This is a genomic window from Williamsia sp. Y844, assembly GCF_056786475.1.
Genome location: NZ_JBXCJB010000001.1, coordinates 369,395 through 394,539, shown reverse-complemented (window position 1 = coordinate 394,539; position 25,145 = coordinate 369,395). Strand labels below are relative to the sequence as shown.

The 25,145-nt window shown below is 64.3% G+C and carries 25 protein-coding genes; 15 read left to right on the top strand and 10 right to left on the bottom strand.

Going from position 1 to position 25,145, the window contains the following annotated elements; all coding sequences use genetic code 11:
* From benB to AC1TQG_RS01910, 3 genes are all read right to left on the bottom strand, one after another.
* Complete coding sequence (gene benB, locus AC1TQG_RS01920) at positions 1 to 540, bottom strand: benzoate 1,2-dioxygenase small subunit (RefSeq protein WP_482135265.1); 540 nt, start codon at positions 538 to 540, stop codon at positions 1 to 3.
* Positions 537 to 1,922: a benzoate 1,2-dioxygenase large subunit gene (benA, locus tag AC1TQG_RS01915; RefSeq protein WP_482135264.1), complete on the bottom strand. Its 1,386-nt coding sequence runs from the start codon at positions 1,920 to 1,922 to the stop codon at positions 537 to 539. The genes benB and benA overlap by 4 nt, the downstream gene beginning before the upstream one ends.
* A gap of 97 nt (positions 1,923 to 2,019) precedes the next feature.
* Entirely contained in the window at positions 2,020 to 2,559 is a 540-nt protein-coding gene (locus AC1TQG_RS01910; protein WP_482135263.1) for a VOC family protein, read from the bottom strand.
* A 194-nt stretch (positions 2,560 to 2,753) separates the two neighbouring features.
* Between AC1TQG_RS01910 and AC1TQG_RS01905 the strand changes: the two genes are divergently transcribed.
* The 9 genes from AC1TQG_RS01905 to AC1TQG_RS01865 all read left to right on the top strand — a co-directional run bounded on the left by AC1TQG_RS01905 (position 2,754) and on the right by AC1TQG_RS01865 (position 13,093).
* On the top strand, positions 2,754 to 3,521 hold the full coding sequence (locus tag AC1TQG_RS01905) for an SDR family NAD(P)-dependent oxidoreductase (RefSeq protein ID WP_482135262.1): 768 nt from the start codon (positions 2,754 to 2,756) through the stop codon (positions 3,519 to 3,521).
* A 185-nt stretch (positions 3,522 to 3,706) separates the two neighbouring features.
* A complete protein-coding gene (gene betT / locus AC1TQG_RS01900; RefSeq protein WP_482135261.1) occupies positions 3,707 to 5,875 on the top strand; it encodes a choline BCCT transporter BetT in 2,169 nt (722 codons plus the stop codon).
* Positions 5,872 to 7,380, top strand: a complete 1,509-nt coding sequence (locus AC1TQG_RS01895) for an aldehyde dehydrogenase family protein (protein WP_482135260.1) — start codon at positions 5,872 to 5,874, stop codon at positions 7,378 to 7,380. Before betT ends, AC1TQG_RS01895 begins: the two co-directional genes overlap by 4 nt.
* Entirely contained in the window at positions 7,377 to 8,948 is a 1,572-nt protein-coding gene (locus AC1TQG_RS01890; RefSeq protein WP_482135259.1) for a GMC family oxidoreductase, read from the top strand. The genes AC1TQG_RS01895 and AC1TQG_RS01890 overlap by 4 nt, the downstream gene beginning before the upstream one ends.
* A 365-nt stretch (positions 8,949 to 9,313) precedes the next feature.
* A complete protein-coding gene (locus AC1TQG_RS01885) occupies positions 9,314 to 10,405 on the top strand; it encodes an NAD(P)H-dependent amine dehydrogenase family protein (protein WP_482135258.1) in 1,092 nt (363 codons plus the stop codon).
* A 67-nt stretch (positions 10,406 to 10,472) separates the two neighbouring features.
* A complete protein-coding gene (locus AC1TQG_RS01880; protein WP_482135257.1) occupies positions 10,473 to 11,036 on the top strand; it encodes a type 1 glutamine amidotransferase domain-containing protein in 564 nt (187 codons plus the stop codon).
* A 53-nt stretch (positions 11,037 to 11,089) separates the two neighbouring features.
* Positions 11,090 to 11,950 carry an SDR family NAD(P)-dependent oxidoreductase gene (locus AC1TQG_RS01875; RefSeq protein ID WP_482135256.1) on the top strand — a complete coding sequence of 287 codons (861 nt, stop codon included), beginning with the start codon at positions 11,090 to 11,092 and terminating at the stop codon, positions 11,948 to 11,950.
* Positions 11,951 to 12,014: 64 nt separating this feature from the next.
* Entirely contained in the window at positions 12,015 to 12,650 is a 636-nt protein-coding gene (locus AC1TQG_RS01870; RefSeq protein WP_482135255.1) for an LON peptidase substrate-binding domain-containing protein, read from the top strand.
* 68 nt (positions 12,651 to 12,718) lie between these two features.
* Positions 12,719 to 13,093, top strand: coding sequence for a hypothetical protein (locus AC1TQG_RS01865; protein ID WP_482137227.1), 375 nt, complete (start codon positions 12,719 to 12,721; stop codon positions 13,091 to 13,093).
* Between the two features lie 7 nt (positions 13,094 to 13,100).
* On the opposite strand, the gene AC1TQG_RS01860 is transcribed toward AC1TQG_RS01865, so the two are convergent.
* Positions 13,101 to 13,694 carry a DUF4190 domain-containing protein gene (locus AC1TQG_RS01860; RefSeq protein ID WP_482135254.1) on the bottom strand — a complete coding sequence of 198 codons (594 nt, stop codon included), beginning with the start codon at positions 13,692 to 13,694 and terminating at the stop codon, positions 13,101 to 13,103.
* 80 nt (positions 13,695 to 13,774) lie between these two features.
* On the bottom strand, positions 13,775 to 14,488 hold the full coding sequence (locus tag AC1TQG_RS01855; RefSeq protein ID WP_482135253.1) for a hypothetical protein: 714 nt from the start codon (positions 14,486 to 14,488) through the stop codon (positions 13,775 to 13,777).
* Between the two features lie 18 nt (positions 14,489 to 14,506).
* On the opposite strand from AC1TQG_RS01855, the gene trhO reads away from it, so the two are divergent.
* Both trhO and AC1TQG_RS01845 read left to right on the top strand, forming a co-directional pair.
* Complete coding sequence (gene trhO / locus AC1TQG_RS01850; RefSeq protein WP_482135252.1) at positions 14,507 to 15,364, top strand: oxygen-dependent tRNA uridine(34) hydroxylase TrhO; 858 nt, start codon at positions 14,507 to 14,509, stop codon at positions 15,362 to 15,364.
* Positions 15,365 to 15,371: 7 nt separating this feature from the next.
* Positions 15,372 to 16,403: a CobW family GTP-binding protein gene (locus tag AC1TQG_RS01845; protein ID WP_482135251.1), complete on the top strand. Its 1,032-nt coding sequence runs from the start codon at positions 15,372 to 15,374 to the stop codon at positions 16,401 to 16,403.
* Between the two features lie 19 nt (positions 16,404 to 16,422).
* Here the strand turns inward: AC1TQG_RS01845 and AC1TQG_RS01840 are convergent, their stop codons facing one another.
* Positions 16,423 to 17,385 (bottom strand): zinc-binding dehydrogenase, encoded by a 963-nt coding sequence (locus AC1TQG_RS01840; RefSeq protein ID WP_482135250.1) that lies wholly within the window; start codon positions 17,383 to 17,385, stop codon positions 16,423 to 16,425.
* A 98-nt stretch (positions 17,386 to 17,483) separates the two neighbouring features.
* Between AC1TQG_RS01840 and AC1TQG_RS01835 the strand changes: the two genes are divergently transcribed.
* The 3 genes from AC1TQG_RS01835 (at position 17,484) to AC1TQG_RS01825 (ending at position 20,628) form a co-directional block, all read left to right on the top strand.
* Positions 17,484 to 18,098, top strand: a complete 615-nt coding sequence (locus AC1TQG_RS01835) for a TetR/AcrR family transcriptional regulator (protein WP_482135249.1) — start codon at positions 17,484 to 17,486, stop codon at positions 18,096 to 18,098.
* A 246-nt stretch (positions 18,099 to 18,344) separates the two neighbouring features.
* Positions 18,345 to 19,649 (top strand): N-acetylmuramoyl-L-alanine amidase family protein, encoded by a 1,305-nt coding sequence (locus AC1TQG_RS01830; RefSeq protein WP_482135248.1) that lies wholly within the window; start codon positions 18,345 to 18,347, stop codon positions 19,647 to 19,649.
* Positions 19,650 to 19,677: 28 nt separating this feature from the next.
* The gene (locus tag AC1TQG_RS01825) at positions 19,678 to 20,628 is read left to right on the top strand and encodes an SDR family oxidoreductase (protein ID WP_482135247.1); all 951 of its coding nucleotides are present in this window, start codon (positions 19,678 to 19,680) and stop codon (positions 20,626 to 20,628) included.
* Here AC1TQG_RS01825 and nadE read toward each other — a convergent pair.
* The gene (nadE, locus tag AC1TQG_RS01820; protein WP_482135246.1) at positions 20,597 to 21,421 is read right to left on the bottom strand and encodes an ammonia-dependent NAD(+) synthetase; all 825 of its coding nucleotides are present in this window, start codon (positions 21,419 to 21,421) and stop codon (positions 20,597 to 20,599) included. The genes AC1TQG_RS01825 and nadE overlap by 32 nt on opposite strands.
* 6 nt (positions 21,422 to 21,427) lie before the next feature.
* On the opposite strand from nadE, the gene AC1TQG_RS01815 reads away from it, so the two are divergent.
* The gene (locus tag AC1TQG_RS01815; protein ID WP_482135245.1) at positions 21,428 to 22,234 is read left to right on the top strand and encodes a fructosamine kinase family protein; all 807 of its coding nucleotides are present in this window, start codon (positions 21,428 to 21,430) and stop codon (positions 22,232 to 22,234) included.
* Between the two features lie 26 nt (positions 22,235 to 22,260).
* On the opposite strand, the gene AC1TQG_RS01810 is transcribed toward AC1TQG_RS01815, so the two are convergent.
* The 3 genes from AC1TQG_RS01810 to AC1TQG_RS01800 form a co-directional block, all read right to left on the bottom strand.
* A complete protein-coding gene (locus AC1TQG_RS01810; RefSeq protein ID WP_482135244.1) occupies positions 22,261 to 23,208 on the bottom strand; it encodes a DUF6542 domain-containing protein in 948 nt (315 codons plus the stop codon).
* A gap of 60 nt (positions 23,209 to 23,268) precedes the next feature.
* On the bottom strand, positions 23,269 to 23,808 hold the full coding sequence (locus AC1TQG_RS01805) for a hypothetical protein (protein ID WP_482135243.1): 540 nt from the start codon (positions 23,806 to 23,808) through the stop codon (positions 23,269 to 23,271).
* A 149-nt stretch (positions 23,809 to 23,957) separates the two neighbouring features.
* Positions 23,958 to 25,109 carry a DNA recombination protein RmuC gene (locus tag AC1TQG_RS01800; protein ID WP_482135242.1) on the bottom strand — a complete coding sequence of 384 codons (1,152 nt, stop codon included), beginning with the start codon at positions 25,107 to 25,109 and terminating at the stop codon, positions 23,958 to 23,960.
* Positions 25,110 to 25,145 lie beyond the last annotated feature (36 nt).

The following is a 25,145-nucleotide window of genomic DNA, read 5'->3' as shown; positions in this document are numbered from 1 at the left end:
CTAGAAGTGGTAGACGTCGACGACGTGGTGGATGTAGTCGTTCTTCAACACCACGGTCTTGCGCCGGATCAGGGGTTGCTCTCGGGAGAAGTCGATCGTGTAGAACGAGGTTCCGTAGTAGGGATCGACGGTCTTGTACCGGAAATACATGGTGTGCCAATTGAATCGAACATCAACCAGATCGCCGCGCCGTTCGATGACCTCGACGTTGCTGATGTTGTGGCTGGTGCGGGGTTCGGGAAGCGATGTGGCAGAAGAACGTTCGGTTCTGATTCGGAACACACGGTCCTCGAGGCCGCCCTTGTTGCCGTAGTAGATCAGCGAGATGTCGCGCTGTGGATCCTCGACCAGGCGATCGTTGTCGTCCCAGGAGGGCATCCAGTAGACGACGTCGTCGGCATAGCAGTCCAGCCACTTCTCGAACTCACGGTCGTCGAGGTATCGCGCTTCTCGGTAGAGGAACTGCTCGATGATGTTCTGCGTGATCAGGGCATTCCCGGTTTCGGTGCCCAGGGCTTTGCCCGTGTCGATACTGGTCATCGGCTTGCTCCCGTCTCGGTCTGTTCTTCTGCGGCCAGCGCCGTGCGCATGGTGTCGAGCCAGTAGCCGTGCTGGACCGGGTAGAGGCCTTCGTCCTCGTTCTTGACACCCGCCGAGACGATGTTCTCCATCCCGAGGGAGATGGCGACCTCGTCGGGACCGGTACGCCAATGCTGTGCACCGCGGCTCATGTCGTTCCAGGGAGCGGCCTGCGCCCGGAACGTGAGCTGGCAGGACCGGAACTCTTCGAGGTCGTCCGGGGTTGCCATGCCCGAGGCGTTGAAGAAGTCTTCGTATTGCCGGATCCGGTGCGCGCGGGCCGCATCGCTTTCCCCCTTGGGCGCAATGCAATAGATCGTGACCTCGGTCTTGTCCGGAGCGATCGGCCGGAAGTGTCGGATCTGCGTGGAGAACTGGTCCATCAGATACACATTCGGGTAGAGGCACAGGTTGCGTGAACCCTTGACCATGAACTCGCCCTTGGCATCTCCGAATTCTTCCTTGAGCTCATCGAGCTTGTCCCAGAGCGGTCGGTCCTGCGGATTTCCGGCCCAGGTCCACAGGCAGAGATGGCCGTTCGGATACGACCAGTACCCGCCGCCGGTCTTGCCCCAGCTGCCGGCGTCCAGCGCCTTGGTGTCGTTCTTCGACTCGCCGGTTCCGCGGCGCGATGTGGTCGCGGCATAGTTCCAGTGGGTCGCGGTCACGTGGTAACCGTCGGCACCGTTCTCCGCCTGCACCTTCCAGTTGCCGTCGTAGGTGTACGTCGAGGTGCCCCGCAATACCTCGAGGCCCTGTGGGGACTGATCGACGAGCATGTCGATGACGGTCGTGGTGTCACCCAGATGTTCACGGAGTGGCAGCACGTCGGCGCTCAGGCTGCCGAACAGGAATCCTCGGTAGCTGTCGAACCGGGCGACCCGGGTCATGTTGTGAGAACCGTTGACGTTGAACGACTCCGGATATCCGGCCCCTTCGGGATCCTTTACCTTGAGCAGTGTTCCGTCGTTGCGGAACGTCCAGCCGTGGAACGGGCAGGTCAACGTGGTTCGGTTGTCGGTCTTGCGCCGACAGATCATGGCACCGCGGTGGGCGCAGGCGTTCACCAGGCAGTGCAACTCACCCTGCTTGTCCCGGGTGATGACCACCGGCTGCCTGCCGATGTTCGTCGTGAAGTAGTCGCCGGGATCCGCCACCTGACTCTCGTGGGCGAGATAGATCCAGTTGCCCTCGAAGATGTGTTTCATCTCGAGTTCGAAGATGTCCTCGTCGGTGAAGATGCGTCGATTGGTACGGAATACCCCGGCCTCGGGATCGTCGATCACCGCATTGGCGAGGACATCCGCCACGTGGCCACGTTCGTTGGTTGTCGGTGCGCTCATCAGTGCCTCCAGGTGTGGGTTCTCCTGACACCGTCACACGAAGTGGCCTACATCACACTAGGCAAAGGCCTAGTGCTATCCAAGGGGGAGGGGCTGATCAGCGTGTGTGGCCGGCGAGACGGGCCATGATCCGCGACATCAGTTCCAGGTCAGAGCGAGGACCGCCGGGGGTTTCGGCGCCGTATCGCTCGATCTCGGCGGCGAGGTCGAGGGTGCGGGTCGGCGCAACACCGGGCACGATCTCTTCTTCGAGGCGGGAATCGGGCACCAGCCAAGTGACCTCGAATTCGATGCCGTCGGGGTCCCGGCCGTACAGGGCCTTGGTTCCGGCATGATTCGCCGCTCCATGCAGTGCGCCTGCAGCCTGGAGTCGATCGCGGGTGTTGGCGAGTTCGCGTAGGGTCTCGACCTCCCAGGCCAGGTGGTAGAGCCCAACCGAACCGTCGGCGGGACGAGGGCCGGTGGCCTGGAACAGGCCGAGATCGTGGTCGTTCGCGGAGTTCGAACCCCGGAGAAAAGCGCCGCCAGGGAAGTCGATCGGAAGCCGTTCGAATCCCAATAGGTCGCAATAGAAGACCGCGCTGCGCGTGACGTCCGAGACGAACAGGACAGCGTGATTCAGGCTGCGGATCGACATTGGAATTCCTTCGGTTGGCTCGGGTGGGGGGGCGGGCTCGACGCGCGCGGACTGATTGGTCTTGAGCATATGTTCGGTGCGTCGACGAACCGCCGATGTGACCCGCTACATAGTGTTTGAGTGACCTACGCGTTGTTTGAGTGACGTACGACGGCGTGCGCTGATGCTGAACTGAGAGAAAGCCGGGCTACTCCATGCAACTGAAAGACAACACCTTCCTCGTCACAGGCGGGGCCTCCGGTCTCGGCGCCGCGACCGCTGCCGCCATCGTCGAAGGAGGTGGGCGAGTGGTGATCGCAGACTTGCCGGCATCAGACGGCACGACAACCGCCAAGAGCCTCGGCGACGCGGCGCTGTTCGTACCCGCAGACATCACGGACGAGGTGTCGCTCACCGAAGCGCTCGACGCAGCCGAAGTTCACGGGCCCCTACGCGGAGCTGTGCACTGCGCCGGTCGCGGCGGAGACCGGATGCGGATCCTCGATCGGGACAAGAACCCGGCCCCGCTCGACAGTTTTCGACATGTCATCGAGGTCAACCTCATCGGTACGTACAACGTGCTGCGGCTGGTGGCCTCTCGCATCGCGCGTAATGAACCGATCGACGGTGAACGGGGCGCAATCGTGCTGACTGCCTCAGTCGCGGCATTCGATGGGCAGATCGGGCAAACGTCGTATACCGCATCCAAGGCCGCGGTCCACGGCATCACTCTCGTATCGGCACGTGACCTCGCCAGTGTGGGTATTCGGGTGAACACCATCGCCCCGGGTGTATTCGACACCCCGATGGTCGCTCGCCTCCGAGAGGACATCCGGGACGGGCTTGCCGCGGACGTTCCGTTCCCCAAGCGGCTCGGCGACCCCGGAGACTACGCGGGAATGGCACTTACCTTGCTACAGAACGGATATGTCAACGGCGAGACCATCCGCCTCGACGGTGCGATTCGGATGGCTCCACGCTGAAACTTCGTGGGGCGACACTCCTGATCGTGTCTACGGAAGTGGGTCTGATCTATTGCTTGCCGCATCCCGGCGAAGTAGGACTCCGAACGCTGATACGTTGTTAAGCGATGATTTGCCAGAGAAAACATTGACTGATTTTGGTTTGAACCCGACGAAGCTTTCGGACAACCACTTGAGGACGCGATATGGCCATTTCGACCGATAACCCCCAGAGTTCGGCCCCATCTGAAGGCTCTGACGCATCGACCAAATCGCCGCAAAAGGTCTCCGTGAACTGGCCGGTCTTCATCGGTTCCAGTGCAGGCATCATCGGGATCATCGTCTGGGCGCTGATCGATCAGGAGGGCGCCGACGACGTCATCGGCACTGCGGTGAACTGGGTCGCCACCAATCTCGGCTGGTTCTACATCCTGCTGGTCACGGTTGTCCTGGCCTTCGTGGTGTGGGCTGCGCTGTCATCGGTTGGCCGGGTCAAACTCGGGCCCGACCATTCGAAGCCGGTCTACAACCTGTTCTCCTGGACGGCCATGTTGTTTGCCGCCGGAATCGGTATCGACCTCATGTTCTTCTCGGTCGCCGAACCTGTCACGCAGTACCTCGCGCCACCGGAGGGTGAGGGTCAGACAACCGAGGCTGCTCGACAAGCGTTGACGTGGACGCTGTTTCATTACGGGATCATCGGCTGGGCCCTGTATGCGCTGATCGGCATGGCGCTGGGTTATTTTGCCTACCGGCACAACCTTCCGTTGAGCATCCGATCGGCCCTCTATCCGATCTTCGGGAAGCGGGTCGAGGGCGGCCTCGGCAATTTTGTCGACATAGCGGCGCTGCTCGGCGCGATCTTCGGTTTGGCGACCAGCCTGGGAATCGGTGTGGCCCAACTGAATGTGGGGCTCGACGAACTCTTCGGCATCGAACGAGGCACCTGGGCGCAGGCCGGACTCATCGCGGTCGCCGTTCTGATCGCCACGGTGTCGGCGGTTTCCGGCATCGACAAGGGTGTGCGTCGACTGTCCGAACTCAACGTGATCGTCGCCGTTGGCCTGATGCTCTTCATACTCATCGCCGGATCCACCGCGTACCTTTTCGATGGCATCGTGCAGAACACCGGCGACTTCATCAGCCGGTTCCCCGGGATGACCCTCGATACGTTTGCCTACGACCGGCCAGATGAATGGCTGTCGTCGTGGACCCTGTTCTTCTGGGCCTGGTGGATTGCCTGGGCGCCGTTTGTCGGCTTGTTCCTGGCCCGGATCTCGCGTGGACGAACGATCCGCCAGTTCGTGCTCGGTACCTTGACCGTCCCGTTCATGTTCATCCTGCTGTGGATCTCGATCTTCGGAAACAGTGCGATCGAACTGGTCCGTGGCGGTAACACAGAGTTCGGCGACACCGCGGTGAATGTGCCGGAGGAGGGGTTCTATGGCCTGCTCAAGGAGTATCCGGCCGCACCATTCCTGATTGTCGTCGCCACCATCACCGGGTTGCTGTTCTATGTGACCAGCGCAGATTCCGGGGCACTGGTGATGTCGCATTTCAGCTCGCGGATGCCGGACAACGAGTCCGACGGCCCGGCCTGGGTGCGGATCTTCTGGGCCGCGGCCACCGGCGTGCTGACCTTTTCGATGTTGTTGATCGGCGGCATCACCACGTTGCAGAACGCAACGATCATCATGGGTGTTCCGTTTGCCATCGTGATCGTCTTCATCATGCTGGGTTTGTTCAAAGCACTTCAAGTGGAGCAACACTGGGTCGAATCGGCGCGTCTGTCGATTCCGAAGGTGCTGTCCAGCCGGTCGGCAGGCGGGACTCCGCTGCACTGGCGGCAGCGCATCGCGCGTTCGGTGCGATACCCCGATGCCGCCGCGACCGAGCGGTACGCCAAGACCGTGGTCGGTCCGGCACTGCGCGAGGTCGCTGACGAATTGACCTCTGCCGGAAGGGAAGCGACGGTTGGTGAGCAACTGGTCGAATCGAGTGGCATCCACGCGTACCACCTCGATGTGCTGTATGTGGGGGAGCGGGGCTTCCATTACCAGGTCTATCCGACCGAACATCTGATCCCGCAGTACGGACGGCTACCGAAGAGTCCGGGCAAGTTCTTCCGACTCGAGGTCTTCACCGCCTCCGGCAGCAGCGGGTTCGATGTCTTCGGATTCTCCAAAGAACAGCTCATCAGCAACGTGCTCGATCACTATGAACGCCACCTCGAGTTCTTGCGTCGTTCGGTCGGCGGCGATTCGACAACGGTCGACGCCGCACCGGTCATCGACTGGTCCACCGACTTCGAGTCGATGCCCAACGGCGCAGATGACAAAGACGGCACGACACCGACCAGCAAAGAGGAGCCATGACCGCACAAACCCTGTTCATCAACGGCACGTGGGAATCCGCGGCCGACGGGGGCACCCGCGACATCGAGTGTCCCGCAACGCGCGAGCTGGTCGGCACGGTCAGCGAGGCAGGCCCGGCCGACACCGAGCGGGCGATCGCGGCGGCCCGAGCGGCATACGATGACGGCCGGTGGTCGTCGGTGCCCGCTGCTGATCGCGGTGCCTTCCTGCTCCGGGTGGCCGCGACTCTGCGGGAACGAAAATCGGAGTTCGCGCGCGCGGAAACCCTCGACACCGGCAAGCGCCTGATCGAGTCCGATATCGACATGGACGACATCACAGCCTGTTTCGAGTACTTCGGTCGTGCCGCGGCGCAGGATGCCGGTCGCCTCGTGGACGCCGGTAGCAACGAGGTCGTCAGCCGGATCCAGTACGAACCGGTGGGCGTCTGCGGGATGATCACGCCGTGGAACTACCCGCTGCTGCAAGCCGCATGGAAGATGGCACCTGCCCTGGCGGCCGGCTGCACCTTCATCCTCAAACCTGCTGAGCTGACGCCACATACCGCGATCTTGATGATGCGGGTCTTCGACGATCTGGGGCTGCCCCCGGGTGTGGCAAACCTGGTCACCGGCACCGGACCCCAGGCCGGCGCGGCTCTGTCGGAACATCCCGACATCGACATGGTCTCGTTCACCGGTGGCCTGGTCACCGGACGGGTCATCGCCGCTGCCGCTGCCGCGACGGTGAAGAAGGTCGCCCTCGAGTTGGGTGGCAAGAATCCGAACGTGATCTTCGCCGATGCCGATTTTGACGCCGCCGTCGACAACGCGCTCAACGGGGCATTTGTGCATTCGGGGCAGGTCTGCTCGGCGGGTGCGCGAATTGTGGTGCAGGACAGCATTGCCGAGAAGTTCACCGATGCGCTGGTCGCCCGGGCGAAGCAGATCCGGCTCGGCGGACCGTTCGACGACTCAGCTGAGACCGGCCCGCTGATCTCGGCCGCGCACCGGGACAAGGTCGACGCGTACATACGCAAGGGTGTCGCAGAAGGCGCACGGTTGCGTTGCGGTGGTGAATTCGGCACCGGCACATCGGGCGAATCCGATCTCGATGCCGGCTATTACTACCTGCCGACAGTTCTGGATCAGGTACGCCGGGGCATGTCCGTGGTGGTCGACGAGGCATTCGGCCCGGTGGTCACCGTCGAGACCTTCACCGACGAAGACGACGCCGTGGCGATCGCCAACGACACCGTGTACGGCCTTGCAGGCGCTGTCTGGACTCAGGATGCAGGCAAAGCGCAACGGGTGGCAAATCGGTTGCGGCACGGGACGATCTGGATCAACGACTATCATCCGTATCTCCCGCAGGCGGAGTGGGGCGGCTTCGGTCAATCAGGTGTCGGACGGGAGTTGGGGCCCATGGGCCTTGGTGAGTACCGCGAGGCCAAGCACGTCTACCAGAACATCGCGCCGGCGGTGACCGGCTGGTTCGAGGACACGAGTTCGGAGAACAGCAAATGAGCACAGAGCGGATTTTCGACTATGTGGTCGTCGGCGGCGGATCGGCCGGTTGTGCTGTTGCGGCACGACTGTCGGAGGATCCGTCGATCAGTGTTGCGCTGATCGAGGCCGGCCCCGACGATCACGGCATTCCTGAAGTGCTGCAACTCGATCGCTGGATGGAGTTGCTCGAGTCCGGCTACGACTGGGACTACGTGGTGGAGCCGCAGGAAAACGGCAACTCGTTCCTGCGTCACGCTCGGGCGCGGGTGATGGGTGGATGCTCGTCGCACAACTCGTGTATCGCATTCTGGCCACCCGCCGAGGACATCGACGAATGGGAATCGAAATACGGTGCGACGGGGTGGAACAAGGAGTCGGTGTGGCCGTTGATCAAGCGGCTCGAGACCAACGAAGACGCCGGCCCGGAGTATCCACACCACGGTGACAGCGGCCCGGTGCATCTGATGAACGTCCCACCGGCCGATCCCTGCGGTGTGGCATTGCTCGAAGCCTGCGCCGAAGCCGGGATCCCGACCGAGAAGTTCAACACCGGACCCACGGTTGTCCACGGCGCGAACTTCTTTCAGATCAATCGCCGCGCCGACGGCACCCGCTCGTCGTCGTCGGTGTCGTACATCCATCCGATCGCCGATCGCCCCAACTTCACACTGCTGACCGGGCTGCGGGCCAAGAAGCTCGTCTTCGACGGGACCCGTTGTGTGGGCGTCGATGTGGTCGACAACCAGTTCGGCCACACCAAGACGATCCGCGCGAACTCCGAAGTGGTGTTGTCGGCCGGTGCGGTGGATTCGCCGAAGCTGTTGATGTTGTCGGGGATCGGCCCGGCGGATCACCTGCGGGAGTTCGACATCGACGTGCTGGTGGATTCACCGGGCGTCGGATCGCATCTGCAGGATCACCCCGAAGGTGTGATCTCGTGGGAGGCGAAGCAGCCCATGCCAACTGAGTCAACGCAATGGTGGGAGATCGGCATCTTCGACACCGTCGACGACGGTCTCGATCGTCCGGACCTGATGATGCACTACGGATCTGTGCCCTTCGACATGCACACCGTTCGGCAGGGGTATCCGACGTCGGAGAACGTCTTTGTACTCACCCCGAACGTGACACATGCCCACTCACGCGGGTCGATCCGGCTACGGACCCGGGATTTTCGGGACAAACCGCTGGTCGATCCGCGCTACTTCACCGACCCCGACGGCTACGACATGAGAATCATGATCGCCGGGATCCGACGCGCCCGCGAGATCGTTGCGCAACCGGCGATGGAGCCGTGGGCAGGGGCCGAACTGTTCCCGGGCATCGACGTCCAGTCCGACGAGGATCTCGCCGACTACATCCGCCGTACGCACAACACCGTCTACCACCTGGCGGGCAGTGTCCGGATGGGCGCCGTCGACGACATCGACTCGCCGCTCGATCCAGAACTGCGGGTCAAAGGTGTGCTGGGGCTGCGGGTGGCGGACGCCTCCGTCTTCCCCGAACACACCACCGTGAACCCCAACATCACCGTGATGATGGTCGGTGAGCGTTGCGCGGACCTGATCCGCGCGACCCGCAGCTGACTCCCAAGTGAGCCGGGGGGTCTCGGGGCAGGGTCAGAGCTTGGGCTCGGGACACTCCGGGTTCGTGCACGCCGGCTCTGATTTCGTTTTGTGGATATCGCCCCCGAACGTGCGGAACTCGTGCACCTCGACCTCCATGTGTTGGCCGCAGGCAGGGCAGTGGTGAACGACCTGCTTTCTATATGTCTTGGTAGCCATACCCCACCGTAAAACTGTGACCCCTGTCACGTCCAGTGGAGTGTGGTACCGGTGTCGAAACGTGCTGATCATCAAGGTCTATCGGTGTTGGAACACCGTTCTCGATTCCGAGAAGGGTGCTCTTGGCCGTGTTACGTTGAGTGACCCGACACACACTCAGGAGTCCCATGACGACGTCGCATGCAGAGCCCACCTACCGCGTGATCCAGTGGGCCACCGGAAAAGTCGGCCGCCAGGCGATACGACATTTTGTGGAGAATCCCGCTTTCGAGCTGGTCGGCGTCCTGGTCACCAACCCCGACAAGGTCGGGAAGGACGCCGGTGAACTCGTGGATCTGCCGGACACCGGTGTGATCGCCACGGACGACGTCGATGCCATCATCGCGCTGGACGCTGATTGCGTGCATTTTGCACCCCGAGGAACTCTGCCGGACCTCGACATGGTCTGTCGGCTGCTGCGATCAGGTAAGAACGTGGTCACCCCGATGGGCCCGTTCTTTCGTACAGAGCGCACCAGTGAATTCCTCGACACGGTCGAGGCGGCCTGCCAGGCCGGCGGCACCTCATTCCATGGGTCAGGCCTGCATCCGGGATTCGCGAGCGACCTCCTGCCGCTCACCTTGCTTCGCCTGATGAGCCGGGTCGACAGGGTCCACGTATACGAGACCGCGGACTTCCTCGCCCATCCGTCCAACTACATTCCGTCCCTTGGCTTCGGGCGCGCTCCCGACGATGTTCTCGCCAACCCGAGCCGTTCTCCGGACACCCATCACATCTATGCGCAGTCGATGGAGATGATCGCCCAGACCCTGGGCGCGACGATCACCGACATCACCACCACACTGGAATTGGCCACCGCCACCAAGGACATCGCTTATCCCGGTGGCGTTGTCGAGGCCGGAACAGTTGCAGGCCAACACTACGAATGGACCGCGTGGGCCGACGGCGCGCCACTGATCACGTTCCACGGTTTCTGGGTCATGGGAGCTGACATCGAACCCCGTTTTGATTGCGGGGACGACACCAACTACCGCGTGGTCATCGAGGGTGATCCGGGGCTGGATCTGAGCCTTTCCCGCGGCGTCCGCACCAACGACGACGACGGTAACGGCGCTCTGCCGTGGACGGGGTATATCGGCGCCAACGCCATCCCCGATGTCTGCGATGCGCAACCCGGCGTGATCACCCATCTCGAACTCGGCATCGTCCGTCCGCGCGGCCTGGTGCGGCCCGCTTCGGCGCCTGCCGTGGCGCGCTGACCGCACCACCTCGGGGTCTTCGTCGGCCCCGAGTTTGCGGCGTCACCGGCGCGGGTACCGAAAGAACATGGCACATGAACTCGACGGACAACAGATCGCGTTTCTCGTGGCACCCGAAGGTGCCGAACAGGTGGAGTTGACGCAGCCCTGGGAAGCGGTCCGCAGCGCCGGTGGCACGCCGCATCTGGTGTCGACGGAAGCCGGGAAGATCCAGGCCTACAACCACCTCGACAAGGCCGACACCTTTACGGTCGATGCCGTGGTCTCGGAGGTTCCATCTGCCGATTTCGATGCGCTCGTGCTACCCGGTGGTGTCGCCAACCCGGACAACCTGCGAACCGACCCCGACGCGGTGCAGTTCATCGCATCGTTCTTCACCGAGGGCAAACCGGTGGCGGCGATCTGTCATGCACCCTGGACGCTGGTGGAGGCCGACGTCCTCGGTGGGCGCACCCTGACGTCGTACCCGAGCGTGCGCACCGACATCACCAACGCCGGAGGCCAGTGGGTCGATCGCGAGGTCATGGTCTGCACCGAAGGCCCCAACGTGCTGATCACCAGCCGCAATCCCGACGACCTGCCGGCATTCGCCGATGCCCTGGTACGCGAGTTCGCGGCCGCCAAGTCCTGACCCGGGTCCGAGGTCTGTCCCATCGGCGGGCGGGTGTGTAAGGGTGGGCAGTCATGACGACAGTCCGGCGCCTCGGCGCGCACCTGGCCCGCTTCGGCCTCGCCCGTCCGCATTCGCTCGGCGACACCTTCATGACCGGTACGCCCGCGCCGATTCGTGGTCGCAAGATCGTGATCACAGGTGCATCGTCGGGGGTTGGTGAGTCCGCCGCACTGGCACTCGGCAAGCAAGGCGCCGAAATCATCCTGGTTGCCCGTGGCGCCGAGGGTTTGCAGGCAGTCCGGGACCGCGTTGTTGCCGACGGCGGTCTTGCGCATTGCCATCCCGCGGACCTGGCCGATGAAGCCGACGTCCGGCGGCTCGTCGATGAGATCCTCGCGGAACACGGCACGCCAGATGTGTTGGTCAACAATGCCGGACGGTCCATCCGGCGTACCGCCATCGACTCGGTCGACCGGCTGCACGACTATCGCCGCACCATGGCGGTGAACTACTTCGGTCCGGTTGGCCTGATGCTGGGGTTCCTGCCCGGCATGAAAGCGCGTGGGAGCGGGCACATCATCAACATCTCGACGTGGGGCGTGCCCGCCGGATCGATGCCGAAGTTCTCGGCATACGCGGGTTCGAAAGCCGCCCTGAGCATCGTCGGCCGGAGCATCGGAACAGAACTCGCCTGCGACGGAATCGTGGTCACCACGGTCTATTTCCCGCTCATCCGGACACCGATGATCGCACCCACCGCCGAATACAACGGGCTGCCCGCGCTGACGGCGGACGAGGCGGCGTCGTGGATCACCCACGCGGTCCGGCATCAGCCCGCCGAGGTGATGCCACGGTATGCGCGGGTCCTGCAGCGGGTGTCGGCGATTCGCGCCGCCGGAACAGACCGGTTGCTGGGCCGTGGCCTCACGTGACCACTTCTGACCAGATCGGCCGGTCGGGCTGTGCCGGGCCGAGTTTGCCAGGCATGCTTGAGTGATGACCGCACACCCGATGTTCCCGCTGGGAATCGCGTTGCTGCCCGGCGAACCGCTGAGTCTGCAGGTATTCGAGCACCGATACCGGCAGATGGTGGCCGACTGTACGGCGATCGACGGAACGAACAGCTTTGGTGTCGTGCTGATCTCGCGCGGCAGCGAGGTCGGTGGCGGCGAAGAACGAGTCGACGTCGGGACACTTGCGCAGATCGAAGAATGCACTGCCCAACCCGATGGGCGCTATCACCTGACGTGCGTCGGCACCGACCGCTTCCGGGTTCGGTCGTGGCTGCCCGACAACCCATATCCGATGGCAGACATCACGATGTGGCCGAGCACCGATCCCATCGCGTACCCGGCAGATCTGACGCCCCTTCGGGAGAGACTCGACGGTCTGTCGTCGGTACTGTCCCGTGTGCGCGGAATCGTTGTCGAAGACCGATTGGTCGAACCGCTGAGCGGCGATGGACCCATCGATGCCAAGGTCTACGACACCGCGGTCCGACTGGGTCTGGGGCCTGCAGACCGGTTGAAGGTCTTGTCTGCACCGGGCACTGTGGAACGGATCATCGAGTTGTGTCAGGCTATCGACGACCTGACCGCGGTTATCGAATTCTCCGGTCTGCCAGAGGATTAGTCACCGGAAACGGATGAGGGGACTGCGACGTGGGTTTGGCGACAGCAGCGGTATTCGTGTGGATCGGCATGGTGTTTGCGATCTCGTTCATCGAGGCGCCGCTGAAGTTCCGCGCGCCGGAGGTGACGCTGCGAATCGGACTGGGCATCGGTCGACTCGTGTTCCGCGCGTTGAACATTGCCGAGGCGGTGCTTGCCGCCGCCCTGGTGGCCGGGCTCATCATCGGATCGCCGACGTCGGCCACCGTGGCGGCGGCCGCTGTTGCCATCGGCGCGCTGGTCATCCAGATCGTGGGTGTGCGGCAGGCACTGACCCGTCGCTCGGACCGCGTGTTGGCCGGGGACGAGAGCGGGGCGGGCTCGCGCGCCCACCTGGTTTACATCGGTTTCGAGGTGGTCAAGTTCGCCGCACTGATCGCCTGCGGCGTGCTGTTGCTGTCCTAGAGTCGGATCAGTTCGACGACGCACCGGCCGCGATCAGCAGGATCACGAACAGGGCGATCCCGATCGTCCACAGGGCGACGGCCGCCCATCCGATGATCCGTCCGGCCTGGGCCATCCCGAGTCCGTCCTGGGTGCCGCCCGACGCGTTGATCTCGTCGATTGCCTTGTTGCCGAAGATGATCGCCGGGATGGCGCCGAGACCACAGATCACGAAGGCGGCAATGCCGCAGACGAGCGCGATGATGGCGTTCGAGTTCGTCTCCCGATTGACGGGATATCCGTAACCGCCTGCGGCAGGGTAGCCGGGCTGCTGGTAACCGGGTTGCTGATAGCCGTAGCCCGGTTGCTCGTAGCCGGGCTGAGAGTAGTTCGGCTGCTGATATCCGGGTGCTTGGTATCCGGGTTGTTGATACCCGGGCTGTTGGTATCCGGGCGCTTGATACCCGGGCGCTTGATATCCGGGTGCTTGGTATCCGGGTTGCTGGTAGCCGGGCTGTTGGTACTCGTCACCCGGGGCCGGGGTGCCGCCCTGGGCGTCGGAATTGTCGTCGCGCTTGCGCAGCGGGTCGTTGTTCGGGTCGTACGGCGGGGGATAGGTCATGACCTTCACCTTTCACAGACGTCAACTTCGCCTCCAGCCGAGGCCACATGTGATTCGTTGAAGTCTATAGCCGTTTCTACTCAACCGGCCGGTGTGGCGATCGGCTCGCCCGGCGCCGGGATCTCGGTCAGCGCCGCAGGTGCCGGGTCGGCCCCGGAGATTGCCCGATATGCGCCGTCCCGCACAGCAAAACCGTTGTCTGACCTGGTATTCAGGCAATACAACCCGCTGGGGGTTGCCAGACACTGGAAGTTCCCGACCGAGATCGTCGAGCCGGACAACAGCGGCTCGCTGCGGACCCATACCCACGGCGTGTCGGTGCAGGTGCCCAGGGTGGACGTCTCCGTCAGCACCACGTAGCCGCCCTCCCAAGTACAGGCAGCCGGCGTCGAGTTCGGTTCGGGCCGCGCGTCCTCCCCGGCCACATCACACGCCAGGGTGGCGGTGTCGCGGTCCACGGTGGAGCAGTGCACGTCGCCGTCGGCGGTACTGAAGTGGAACTCGGAGGTGTCCTCGACCGGCTTACCCGCGGTGGGGGCCGCCTCGTGGAAGTCGGTGTTGTCGACGCGAGGTGCGATGCTGATCACCTCCCCGATCGTCAGGGCGCCGGATCGGGTGGTGGTGGTCAACGTGCCGCGGGAGGACGTGGTGGTCGTGGACGTCGGCCGCTCGGTGGACAACTCGTCGGTGGGCGGTAGCTCCTTGGTACTCGGCCCGTCCTCGGCAAAACATCCCCCGAGGGTGACGATCGCCGCGGCGCACACCAGCACCATCCCGATCGGTGATTTCCCCATGTCAGTACCCTTACCTGTGTGTCGACACCCAAGATCGTGCTGTTTTATGTCTTCACGCCGATCGCCGATCCCGAGGCAATACGGCTTTGGCAGCACACATTATGCGAAGCAGTCGGGGTCACGGGCCGGATCATCATCTCCGAGCACGGAATCAACAGCACGGTCGGCGGCGACATCGGTGCGGTCAAACGCTATGTGCGCGGAACGCGGGCCTATCCGGCGTTCAAGAACGCCGACATCAAGTGGTCCGACGGACTCGGCGACGACTTTCCTCGCCTGAGCGTCAAAGTGCGCCCCGAGATCGTCACCTTCGGCGCACCCGGGGAACTGCAGGTCGACGAGTCCGGAGTGGTCGGCGGCGGCACCCACCTGAGTCCGGAGGGCGTGCACAAGCTGGTCGACGAGCGGGGCGACGACGTGGTCTTCTTCGACGGCCGCAACCATCTCGAGGCCCAGATCGGCCGGTTCCGCGATGCCGTCGTGCCGCCGACCGAGACCACCCGCGACTTCATCGACCTGATCGAGCGTGGCGAGTACGACCACCTCAAGGACAAGCCGGTGGTCACCTATTGCACCGGCGGCGTGCGCTGCGAAGTGTTGTCGGTTCTGATGCGCAATCGCGGCTTCAACGAGGTGTACCAACTCGACGGTGGCATCGTCCGATATGGCGAGAAGTACGGCGACGACGGTCTGTGGGACGGTTCGCTGTATGTGTTCGACAAACGGATGAGCCTGGACTTCTCCGACCACGCGAAGGTCATCGGGGCCTGCACCCGCTGCGGCGCGGAGACGAAGAACGTCGCGAACTATCCCGATCCCGGCGGCCGGGAACTGGTGGTGGTCTGCGAGCAGTGTCAGGCCGACGCCCAGATATGAGGGACGCGTGAGTGCGATACCGGTTCTGCTGGTCGCCGGATTTCTCGGTGCCGGGAAGACGACGCTCCTCAACAACCTGCTGCGCACGCGGTCCGGATTGCGAATTGGCGTGGTGGTCAACGACTTCGGGTCTGTGAACATCGATGCGATGCTGGTGGCCGGTCAGGTGGACGGCGCCGTCGCACTGGGGAACGGCTGCATGTGTTGCACCGTCGACGACGACGGACTCGATGCGACATTCGAGGCGTTGACGGCACCAAAGGCGGGGCTGGACCTGATCGTTGTCGAGGCGAGCGGGCTCGCGGAGCCGCGCAATCTGATCCGGATGGTGGTGGGTAGCACCAATTCTCGCGTTGAATACGGCGGTTTGGTGTACCTGGTGGACACCGCGAATCACGCTGACACCCGCGCTCAGCACGCCCGCATCGATCAGCATCTGGCACTTGCCGACCTGATCGTGCTCAACAAGGTCGACCTCGCAGGCCCTGAGACGATCGACACGGCACGCGAGGTGGCCCGCAGCCACAATCCCACTGCGCCGATCATCGAAACCCGCGACTCCGCAGTCGATTTGGGATTTTTGACCGATCTGACCCCGCGTCAGGTGCCCGACGACGGTCCGCGCCAACTCGGTCTGGACGAGTTGCTGATGGAGGTCGCAGGCGAAAATGGCGCAGACGACCACTGCGAACACCTGCACCACGACTACCAGGCGGTCACCTTTGCCGAGTCGGCTCCGATGGAGCCCCGATCGCTCGCGGCATTTCTGGAACAACCGCCGACCGGGGTCTTCCGGATCAAGGGATTTGCACATTTCGATGTCGCGGGACATCGGCGCAAGTACCTCATTCACACCGTCGGCAATTACGTCAGTGTGCATGCGCAGAAATGGGAACCGGGGGAGTCGCGGCGCACCGAGATCGTGATCATCGGCGCGGGAATCGATGAGACACAAGTGCTTTCGGCGCTCGAAGGATGCCGTATCGAAGGCGACGTCGACGAGCAGTCGATGCTCAGCATCACCCGCTACCTGCGCTAGGCCGGCCAGGGGCGCCGGGTCACGGCACCAGCACGATCCGACCGAACACCTCGCCTGCATCCATGAGCCGGTGCGCATCGGCAGCAGAACTCAACGGCAGGACGTCCTGGACCACTGCGTGGAGGTCGCCCCGAACGGCCGCGTCGAACTGCTCTGTGCGAACGCGTGCGAGTTCGTCGCGGGGCACCGTGTCGAGACTCAGGGTGCCGAATGAGATCGATTTCCGGAACGCGCCGAGTAGCGCGGTACCGAAGTCCACCGGCGGAAACCCGCCGACAACACCTACGGCGATCAACCTGCCGTTCGGGGCGAGCCGGTCGATGAAAGCAGGCAAGGCCGGGCCGCCGACGATGTCGAGGATCACGTCGAACTCGGTGGGCGCGGTCGCATCGCCGTGTCCGGCTCGATCGAGCACATGGGTGGCCCCAAGTGTGCGAAGTCGTTCTCCGCGTTCGGTGGACGACGTGGTGACCGCGACCGCTGCGGCGCCGGCCCGGGCCGCGAGTTCTACGGCTGCGATGCCGATGCTGCCCGCCGCCCCGCGCACCAGCACGGTCTCACCCTTGGCCAGGTGTGCGCGGCCGAGGCCGAAATGCGCGACGGGCGCGGCGCTTCCGAGGGCCACGGCGTCTACAGACGTGAGGTCGGACGGAAGCGGCACGATGTTGCCAACGGCAGCCACTGCCTGCTCGACGTATCCACCGGTGGTGCCCGTGAACGCCCAGACGCGTCGGCCGATCCACGACGAGTCGACACCGTCGCCGACCGCGGTCACGGTGCCCGCGACCTCACTGCCCGCGATCATGCCTTGGGCGAACTCGGACCCGCCGAGCGTGCCCCGCCGGATCAGGACGTCGACACCGCCGACCCCGATCGCGTCGGTGTGGATCAGTACTTCGCCGGAGGCCGGGTGCGGCTCCGGCAGATCGACGATCCCCATGCCGTTCGGGTCACCGAAGGTTCGAATGGTCACTGCGCGCATTGGGTTGCTCCTGAACTGATTCCGCGAAAGTTGTCGGGGGGATGCCCCCGGATCGAAAGTTAGTGGACGCAGGCGTCCACATCGTTAAAGTGAGAGAGATGGACGAGACATTGCCTCAGGTGCTTCGCGTCGACGCGCAAGAGAACCGGGATCGCGCCTTATCCGCGGCGCGCGAGCTGTTCGCCCGCGATGGACTCGATGTCACGATGGGCCAGATCGCACGCCACGCCCAAGTCGGTCCCGCGACGCTCTATCGGCGATTTCCGACCAAGCACGCGCTCATGGTCGAAGTCTTCATGGACGAGCTCGGTGCTTGTCGCGGGATCGTTGGCGACGCCGTAGATGATCCCGATCCGTGGCGGGCATTTTGCACAGTCATCGAGCGTCTCGCTGTCCTCAACGCACAGAACCAGGGGTTCACGGATGCGTTCATGTCGGCCCAGCCGGAGCTGTTCGACTTCGCGACCCATCGCCGCGAGGTGTTGCATCAACTGGCCGGTATCGCCCGTCGAGCCAAGGATGCCGGCGCGCTTCGCGCCGATTTTGTCGTCGACGATTTTGTCCTGGTCCTGCTCGCCGGTCGGGGACTGGCCACAGCGCGTTTGGAGGGGCGGACCGCTGCCGCCCGCCGATTCGCCGCTCTCGCGATCGACGGATTTCGAGCCGGGGCTTCGAACAGCCCGCTGTCCGCGCCTGCGCAGGCTACCCGGTGACAACCGCGTCGTCATCGGCTGCGACCGAACGATTGAGCATCGGCCGGGTCACGACCTGACAACGGTTTCGGGCGTATCGGACACCCATTTCCCAAAAGTCTCAAGGACTGGTTCACTGTTACAGAAGTGAATTCTGTGACTGAAGTTGCGTAAGTGGCGTCCGAGTCGAGTCCTGGCCGGCCACACCATCAACCGATCGGTCCGAAGGCCGCGCCGGCCCTTTTCGGCGCATGCGAAAGGAACACCGTGACCAAGAAGAACATGCGCGCCGCCGGGCTCACCACCTTGGCCCTCGCCGCTTCACTGATCGCGATGCCGACGACGGCGTCAGCCGAGCCCGCCCCGGCACAGGGCGATTCGCTTGTCGGAAAGACAATCTTCATCGACCCCGGACATCAGGGGTCGTCGGCGGGTCAGGACCTGAAGAAACAGGTACCCGACGGTCGGGGTGGAACCAAGGACTGCCAGACGACCGGCGCCACCAGCCCGAATGGGGTGGCCGAACACAAGGTCAACTGGGACATCTCGCAGCTCGTGAAGGCCGGTCTGGAAAGCCAGGGCGCCAAGGTGGTCCTGAGTCGCCAGGACGACACCGGCTGGGGCGGGTGCATCGACGAGCGGATCAACGCCGCCAATGCCTCGAATGCCGATATGGCAGTCAATGTTCACGCCGACTCGACCTCTCCCGGAGTCGACGAGAGCAAGAGTGGCTTCCACATCATCGTTCCGCAGCTCCCGGTGCCCGATGCCACGGTGCAGCAGGTGCAGTCCGGTCCCGGCCTCAACGCCGCCGGACTGATGCGTGACGCGTTCAAGGATGCCGGACTGGCGCCCGCGAACTACGCCGGTGCGCAGGACGGCCTGCAGACCAGGTCGGATGTCGCCGCGCCCAACCTCACCAAGGTGCCCAACGTCTTCGTCGAGCTGGGCAATCTGTCCAATCCCGCAGACGCCGCGGCTCTCACCGGTCCAGATGGCCAGCTCAAGTACGCCATCGGTCTGATCGACGGAATGATCAGGTTCTTGCTGACCGGGGACTCGGCCACCGCGGCCCCGACCACCGCAGCCCCGACCACCGCAGCGCCGGCAGCACCAGCATCGGCCACCGCCGCACCGACGACTGCCGCCCCGGCCGCAGCCGCGCCGACCACAGCAGCACCGACAGCACCAGCGCCGACGACCGCAGCGTCGAGCCCGTCCGCCGCTGCTCCGGCACCGAAGGCTTCGACACCCACAACCGCGGCACCCAAGACCACAGCACCCAAGACTGCAGCACCGACACGCACGGTCGCTCCGGGTATGGGCCTGCCGAGCCAGCCGCTCGGTACTGAGAACGGAACGACGGCGCCGGGGTCCGGGGCCGGGTCCGAAGGAATCGATCTGACCGGTCTGCAGTCGCTTCTGCCTCTGATCAGTTCGCTGCTCGAGGCCGAGGACTCGGAGGGAATCGAGGGGTTGTTGGCGACGCAGGGCAACGATGTGGCGTCGCAGGTCCTGGAGGCGATGCTCTCGGTCGTCTACGAGATCTTTGGCGGCAAACTACCCATCTGAGTACAGGTATGACCCGTAGGGTTGAGGCATGAGTGTCAAAGACCTACTGGTGATGAAACCTCCTGTGAAAGACCTGCGAGCCAAGCGGGTACTGATCACCGGTGCCGGAAGCGGGATCGGCAAGGCCACCGCGTTGGCGGCGGCCAAGGAGGGTGCGGCACTGGTACTCACCGACATCAACGTGGCGAACCTCGACGAGACGGTTGCGCAGGTGCGTGGCGCCGACGGCAAGGTTGTCTTCCACCGCGCCGGCGACGTCTCCGACTACGAGTGGGTCAAGCGGTTCGCCCAGCAAGTCGACGCCGAGGTCGGCGTGATGGACGTCGTGATGAACATCGCGGGTGTATCGGCCTGGGGCACAGTGGAAAACCTCGAGCATCGCCATTGGAAGCAGATGGTCGATGTCAATCTCATGGGGCCGATCCACATCATCGAGTGCTTTGTGCCGCAGATCGTCCGGCGGGGTCGCGGCGGCCATCTGGTCAACGTGTCATCGGCGGCGGGCCTGTTGGCACTGCCGTGGCACGCTGCCTACAGTGCAGGCAAGTTCGGGATCCGCGGTGTGTCCGAGGTTCTGCGAATGGACCTGCGGCGGCACAAGATCGGCGTCTCGCTCGTCTGTCCGGGTGGGGTCGACACCCCGCTGGTCAACTCCGTCGAGATCGCCGGGGTCGACCGTGACAACCCGGTCATCGCGCGGCAGATCGGGCGATTCCACAAAGTTGCGGTGACCCCCGAGAAGGCGGCAGACGCCATCCTCAAGGGCGTTCGCAAAAACCGGTTCATGGTGTACACGTCGTTCGACATCCGGTTCGGGTACTGGATGTCCCGGAAGTTCGCGTTGCCCTACGAGATCGTCATGCGGATCGCGAACAACCAGTTCGATCACATTGCGCGGGTCAGTGCGCGGAGCCTCGAAGCGTCTGCCGCTGCGTCGGATTCGGGTGCTAGCTCTTCCACCAGTCGTCAAAAGGGGTGACCGGAACGGTGCGTTTGTGCGCCGAGCGCAGGAACAACGATTCGATGCGTTCGGCGACCGCGGCATCGACTTCCAGACCCTCGAGATAGTCGTCGATCTGGCTGTACGTCACTCCGAGGACTTCTTCGTCGGGCAGTGCCGGTCGGTCGTCCTCGAGGTCGGCGGTCGGGACCTTGGTGGTGACCGATTCGGGGGCACCCAGATGCCAGAGGATCTGGGCGCCTTGACGTTTCGTGAGGCCGGTCAACGGCGTGATGTCGACGCCGCCATCGCCGTATTTCGTGAAGAACCCGCTGACCGCCTCAGCGGCGTGGTCGGTTCCGACCACCAGGAGGTTCTCCTGCCCGGCAACCGCGTACTGCAGGATCATCCGTTCGCGGGCCTTGATGTTGCCGCGCACCAGGTCTCGGAGCGGCTCACCGAGTGTCTGCACAACCACTTCGGCGGTGGCGTCGGAGCCGGGCTTGACGTTGTAGACCTCGCAGCGATCGGGGTCGATGAACTTGAGTGCGATCTGGGCGTCTTCTTCGTCGGCCTGTTCGCCGTAGGGCAGCCGCACCGCGACAAAAGTTGCGCTGCCACCCTCGGCACGCACGGATTCCGCGGCCAATTGGCAGAGTCGGCCGGTCAGGCAGGAGTCCTGCCCGCCACTGATACCGAGGATGAACCCGCTGGTGCCGGTGCTCAGCAGGTATTGCTTGAGGAAGTTCACCCGCCGGTCCACCTCCTGCTGTGGGTCGATGGTCGCGGAGACGTCGAGTTCGGCGATGATTCGCTCTTGCAGGCTGGCCATGCGCAAATGGTAGTGGGACCGGTACCGTTCCGGCACGCTGGAGCCGTGACCCCACGCGAATTCCGTAAACATCGATCCGACGCTCCCCGCGACTTCTTCGCTGCCGAGGCGGCGGGCCTCCGATGGCTTGCCGATGCCGGGGCTCCCGTTCCCGAGGTGCTCGACGTCGGGGACGACCACATCACGCTGCGCCGACTGGCCACTGCGGCACCGACGCCGCGACATGCGCAGGAGTTCGGCGCGGTGCTGGCCCGGATGCACGGATGTGGTGCCGATGCGTTCGGTAGTGCTCCGGCCGGATTCACCGGTCAGATGTTCATCGGGAACCGGCCCATGCCATCGACCCCGACCGCGCACTGGGGTGAGTTCTACGCCCAGCAACGCGTGCTTGCCTTTGTCGATGATGCAGTCGCTGCCGGGAACCTGGGCCGCGCCGACGAATCGGATACCCGCGAGGCCTGCGAGCTCATCGCTTCCGGGGTGTTCGATGACGGGCAGCCGCCGGCCCGTATCCACGGTGATCTGTGGAACGGCAACGTGATGTGGACACCCGATGGCGTGGTGATGATCGATCCGGCGGCCCATGGCGGGCATCGCGAGACCGACTTGGCGATGCTCGCGCTGTTCGGTTGCCCGGCCCTCGATGCGGTCATCGCGGGCTATGAAGAGGAGTACCAGCTGGTCGACGGTTGGCCCGAACGCATCGCGCTGCACCAGCTACATCCGCTGGCCGTACATGCGGTTGGCCATGGTCCGGGTTATGGCGTCGAGCTGGGGCGGGCGGCTCGGCAGACTCTCGAACTGGCGGTCTGACCTGAAGAGGGCCGGGCGGCCAAGCGTCAGCGCAGGTCGCGGTCGCGGATCCGGGGTGGTGGCGCGTAGATGATTTCCTCGGGCGCACGGTAGGCCCGCGCGCCGGGCGGCGGCGGCTGCCGGTCGTCGTAGGGTGCTGCGCGACGAGTGCGGGCCTCGGGTACCTCTGGGGCCGCGCGTCGGCGCCGCGGCGGGCCGCCCAGATCGTCTCCGCGTTCAGGGATCCGGGATTCGGGGATTCGGGGTTCGGTTGCCCGGGGGCGTGGATCGGTGGTGCGGACGGGCGGCCGGGGAGCCTGGGGCACGCGGGACCTGGGTGTCGCGGTGGGTGCCGATCCGTCGCCGTCGATCACTGCGGGACGGGGTTGCGGTCGGGGCGCCTTCGCGGCACTGCTTCGGGTCTTGTCGGTCCGGGTCGTGCCGGGGACAGGCCGGGCTTTGTGTGCCGAGCGTGCCGTCGACTTGTCTGCGCTCTTCTTCGGCGACTTGGACGCGGAGGTCCTGCCGTCGCCGGTCTTGACTACCTTCCCGGCGTTCTTGGGATGGGTCAGCCAGACCCGCGCGGCGGCGATGGCCAGGACGATGAGGAACGTCCACCCCATCACCGGGAACAGTTTCGCCACGGGCAGAGCCACATTGAAGACGAGCTTCTTCAGGCCCGAATCGGCGGCCGACACCAGGAAGTACAGCGTGATGACTGCCACACCGAACAGAACCAGCGGTGGCTGTGCGACGGCGGTGAACAGTGCCCGGCGCCGGACGGCAAGCACCGCAGCGACGCAGCCGATCATGTAGAGCGCCTTGAATGTAAAGCCGAGTGCAACGTCGTCACCTGCGACCACGATCACTGCTCCGACCGAGGTCAGGCCGACTGCCAGCAGCACAGCGCCCCACCATGGCACACCGGGTGCGGTGGGAAGTGCGGATTGCTCGTCGAGGGGAACCCCCGAACGCGAGCGTGGCCCAGAAATCACATACCGACCGTACCGGTAAATCCTGAGAATTCTGGTACCGAACACAGGTGATGCCGTGGGTCACTTCACCGCCGGTTCCGTTTGGACGGGACGTGAAGCCCCTGCCGCCCGGCCCGATGAGGGGGCAGAGACCCCGCTGAGGTTCAGCTTCGGTGAGGAACCAACGCGGCACGCCGAGGCAGTGATCCGGGAGATGCTCGCCCCGCTGTGGATGTGGGTCGATCGGGACGTCAGCTCGCGGTCACTCACCCGCTGCACACTTTCGGTGGTGGAGGTCGTCGCGCCCGCACCGCAGGTTCCCCGGGGAGCAGCGGGTGTGGCAGGCGTTTCCGGGTCCGGGGTAAGGGTGTTGTCCAGGCCGGTCTCGTCGATGCGTGGTGAGGTCCGGCGTGCGGCCGAGCGGGTGGCCGACAGGCTCTGGTCGAAGGAGGCACCCGATTGGCTCACCAGGACTGCGTCGTGTCCGTCGCGCAGGGTGTCGCCGGTGGTGAACGCAAATGCCGCAACGGCGGCCATGGTGAGGAGCCATCCTCCGACCACAACACTGCCCGAGCAGGTGCTGGCCGTGACATCGGACCGACGATCGTGGCTGACATACATGTGAACGACTCCAGGTGTGAAGGGCGACTGGAATCAGGTTGTCCCGAGCCGCTTGGAGTGGGCTTGAAGTTCACTAGGAGAATCGGGGCCGCGCATCCAAGTTGCTCAGTCAAGTGGCTTGGATACGACGAAATCCGCAGCCGATCGGGTCAGCTGAGGCCGATTCCGGTACGCCGGGGCTGCGCGTCGATGGCCACCGGAGGCTGCAGGTCGTCAAGATCGGAGAAGGCGTCGAGGTCGGAGAGTTTGCGCGCAGTGACCGTGACGCGCGAATCGATCGTGCCGATGGCGCTGTTGTACGACTCCACAGCTTTCGTGAGCGATCCGCCGAGTTTGTCCATGTGCCTGCTCACCATGCCGATGCGCTGGTACAGCTCTTTGCCGAGTTGATGGATCTGTTGGGCATCGCGGGTCAGCGCCTCGTGCCGCCAGCCGAGCGCAATCGTGCGCAGGAGCGCCACAAGACTGGTGGGGGTGGCGATCACCACGTTGTTGGTGAAGCCGTAGTCGATCAGTTCGGGATCCGAGCGGCAGGCCATTTCGAGGATCGCCTCACCCGGGACAAAGAGGACCACGAACTCCGGCGAGCTCTGCAGTGCTTCCCAGTACGCCTTGGACGAGAGCTGCTGGACGTGTGTACGCAGCGCTTTGGCGTGTGCGCGGTAGGCCTTCGCGCGTACGGCGGGATCGGTGCTGTCGGAGGCTTCGAGGTACGCAGACAGTGGGACCTTCGCATCGATCACCACATCGCGTCCTCCCGCGAGGTGCACCACCAGGTCGGGGCGCACCCGCGCGGAATCGGCAGTGGTGCCGCTGACCTGCGTCGTGAAATCGCAATGCCGTTGTAGCCCGGCCGCCTCGATGACCCGCTCGAGGTGGAGTTCGCCCCACCGTCCGCGGGCCTGAGGTGAGCGCATCGCGCCTGCCAGTTGCTGCGCTTGATGTCCGAGGTGTTCGGAGGTCTCGCGCATACCGCTGACCTGCTCGGTCAGCCCCGCATACGCGGCGATCCGATTGTGTTCGGTGCGCCGCAGTTCCCCGGCCAGCGAATCGAGCGTCTCGCGTAGCGGTCCGACGATGTGGGAGACCTGCTGCCCGATCGCGCCAGACTGCCGGCGTGCGGCGTCTTCACTGGCGGCCGACAGCGATCGGACCAGGAGTTCGTGGTTGGCGTGGGCGGCGTCGGCTTCGGCGCGGGCGACAGCCACCTCGGTCCCGGACCTGTTGTCGTGGACCAGCCAACCCAAGGCGAACCCGACTGCCAGTCCGACGATCAGCAGTATGACTGCGGTGATACTCATGGTGTTGATGGTGCATCAGAGGTCTGACACACCCCG

What these genes read in the sequence shown, in the direction of transcription:
- AC1TQG_RS01880 (WP_482135257.1), top strand. Translation starts at nt 10,473, where the DNA reads ATGGCACATGAACTCGACGGACAACAGATCGCGTTTCTCGTGGCACCC.
- AC1TQG_RS01800 (WP_482135242.1), bottom strand. Translation starts at nt 25,109, where the DNA reads ATGAGTATCACCGCAGTCATACTGCTGATCGTCGGACTGGCAGTCGGG.
- nadE (WP_482135246.1), bottom strand. Translation starts at nt 21,421, where the DNA reads ATGGCCAGCCTGCAAGAGCGAATCATCGCCGAACTCGACGTCTCCGCG.
- AC1TQG_RS01870 (WP_482135255.1), top strand. Translation starts at nt 12,015, where the DNA reads ATGACCGCACACCCGATGTTCCCGCTGGGAATCGCGTTGCTGCCCGGC.
- AC1TQG_RS01815 (WP_482135245.1), top strand. Translation starts at nt 21,428, where the DNA reads ATGGTAGTGGGACCGGTACCGTTCCGGCACGCTGGAGCCGTGACCCCA.
- AC1TQG_RS01855 (WP_482135253.1), bottom strand. Translation starts at nt 14,488, where the DNA reads ATGGGGAAATCACCGATCGGGATGGTGCTGGTGTGCGCCGCGGCGATC.
- benA (WP_482135264.1), bottom strand. Translation starts at nt 1,922, where the DNA reads ATGAGCGCACCGACAACCAACGAACGTGGCCACGTGGCGGATGTCCTC.
- AC1TQG_RS01905 (WP_482135262.1), top strand. Translation starts at nt 2,754, where the DNA reads ATGCAACTGAAAGACAACACCTTCCTCGTCACAGGCGGGGCCTCCGGT.
- AC1TQG_RS01835 (WP_482135249.1), top strand. Translation starts at nt 17,484, where the DNA reads ATGGACGAGACATTGCCTCAGGTGCTTCGCGTCGACGCGCAAGAGAAC.
- AC1TQG_RS01890 (WP_482135259.1), top strand. Translation starts at nt 7,377, where the DNA reads ATGAGCACAGAGCGGATTTTCGACTATGTGGTCGTCGGCGGCGGATCG.
- AC1TQG_RS01875 (WP_482135256.1), top strand. Translation starts at nt 11,090, where the DNA reads ATGACGACAGTCCGGCGCCTCGGCGCGCACCTGGCCCGCTTCGGCCTC.
- AC1TQG_RS01885 (WP_482135258.1), top strand. Translation starts at nt 9,314, where the DNA reads ATGACGACGTCGCATGCAGAGCCCACCTACCGCGTGATCCAGTGGGCC.
- AC1TQG_RS01895 (WP_482135260.1), top strand. Translation starts at nt 5,872, where the DNA reads ATGACCGCACAAACCCTGTTCATCAACGGCACGTGGGAATCCGCGGCC.
- AC1TQG_RS01865 (WP_482137227.1), top strand. Translation starts at nt 12,719, where the DNA reads ATGGTGTTTGCGATCTCGTTCATCGAGGCGCCGCTGAAGTTCCGCGCG.
- AC1TQG_RS01910 (WP_482135263.1), bottom strand. Translation starts at nt 2,559, where the DNA reads ATGTCGATCCGCAGCCTGAATCACGCTGTCCTGTTCGTCTCGGACGTC.
- AC1TQG_RS01805 (WP_482135243.1), bottom strand. Translation starts at nt 23,808, where the DNA reads ATGTATGTCAGCCACGATCGTCGGTCCGATGTCACGGCCAGCACCTGC.
- AC1TQG_RS01825 (WP_482135247.1), top strand. Translation starts at nt 19,678, where the DNA reads ATGAGTGTCAAAGACCTACTGGTGATGAAACCTCCTGTGAAAGACCTG.
- AC1TQG_RS01840 (WP_482135250.1), bottom strand. Translation starts at nt 17,385, where the DNA reads ATGCGCGCAGTGACCATTCGAACCTTCGGTGACCCGAACGGCATGGGG.
- benB (WP_482135265.1), bottom strand. Translation starts at nt 540, where the DNA reads ATGACCAGTATCGACACGGGCAAAGCCCTGGGCACCGAAACCGGGAAT.
- betT (WP_482135261.1), top strand. Translation starts at nt 3,707, where the DNA reads ATGGCCATTTCGACCGATAACCCCCAGAGTTCGGCCCCATCTGAAGGC.
- AC1TQG_RS01860 (WP_482135254.1), bottom strand. Translation starts at nt 13,694, where the DNA reads ATGACCTATCCCCCGCCGTACGACCCGAACAACGACCCGCTGCGCAAG.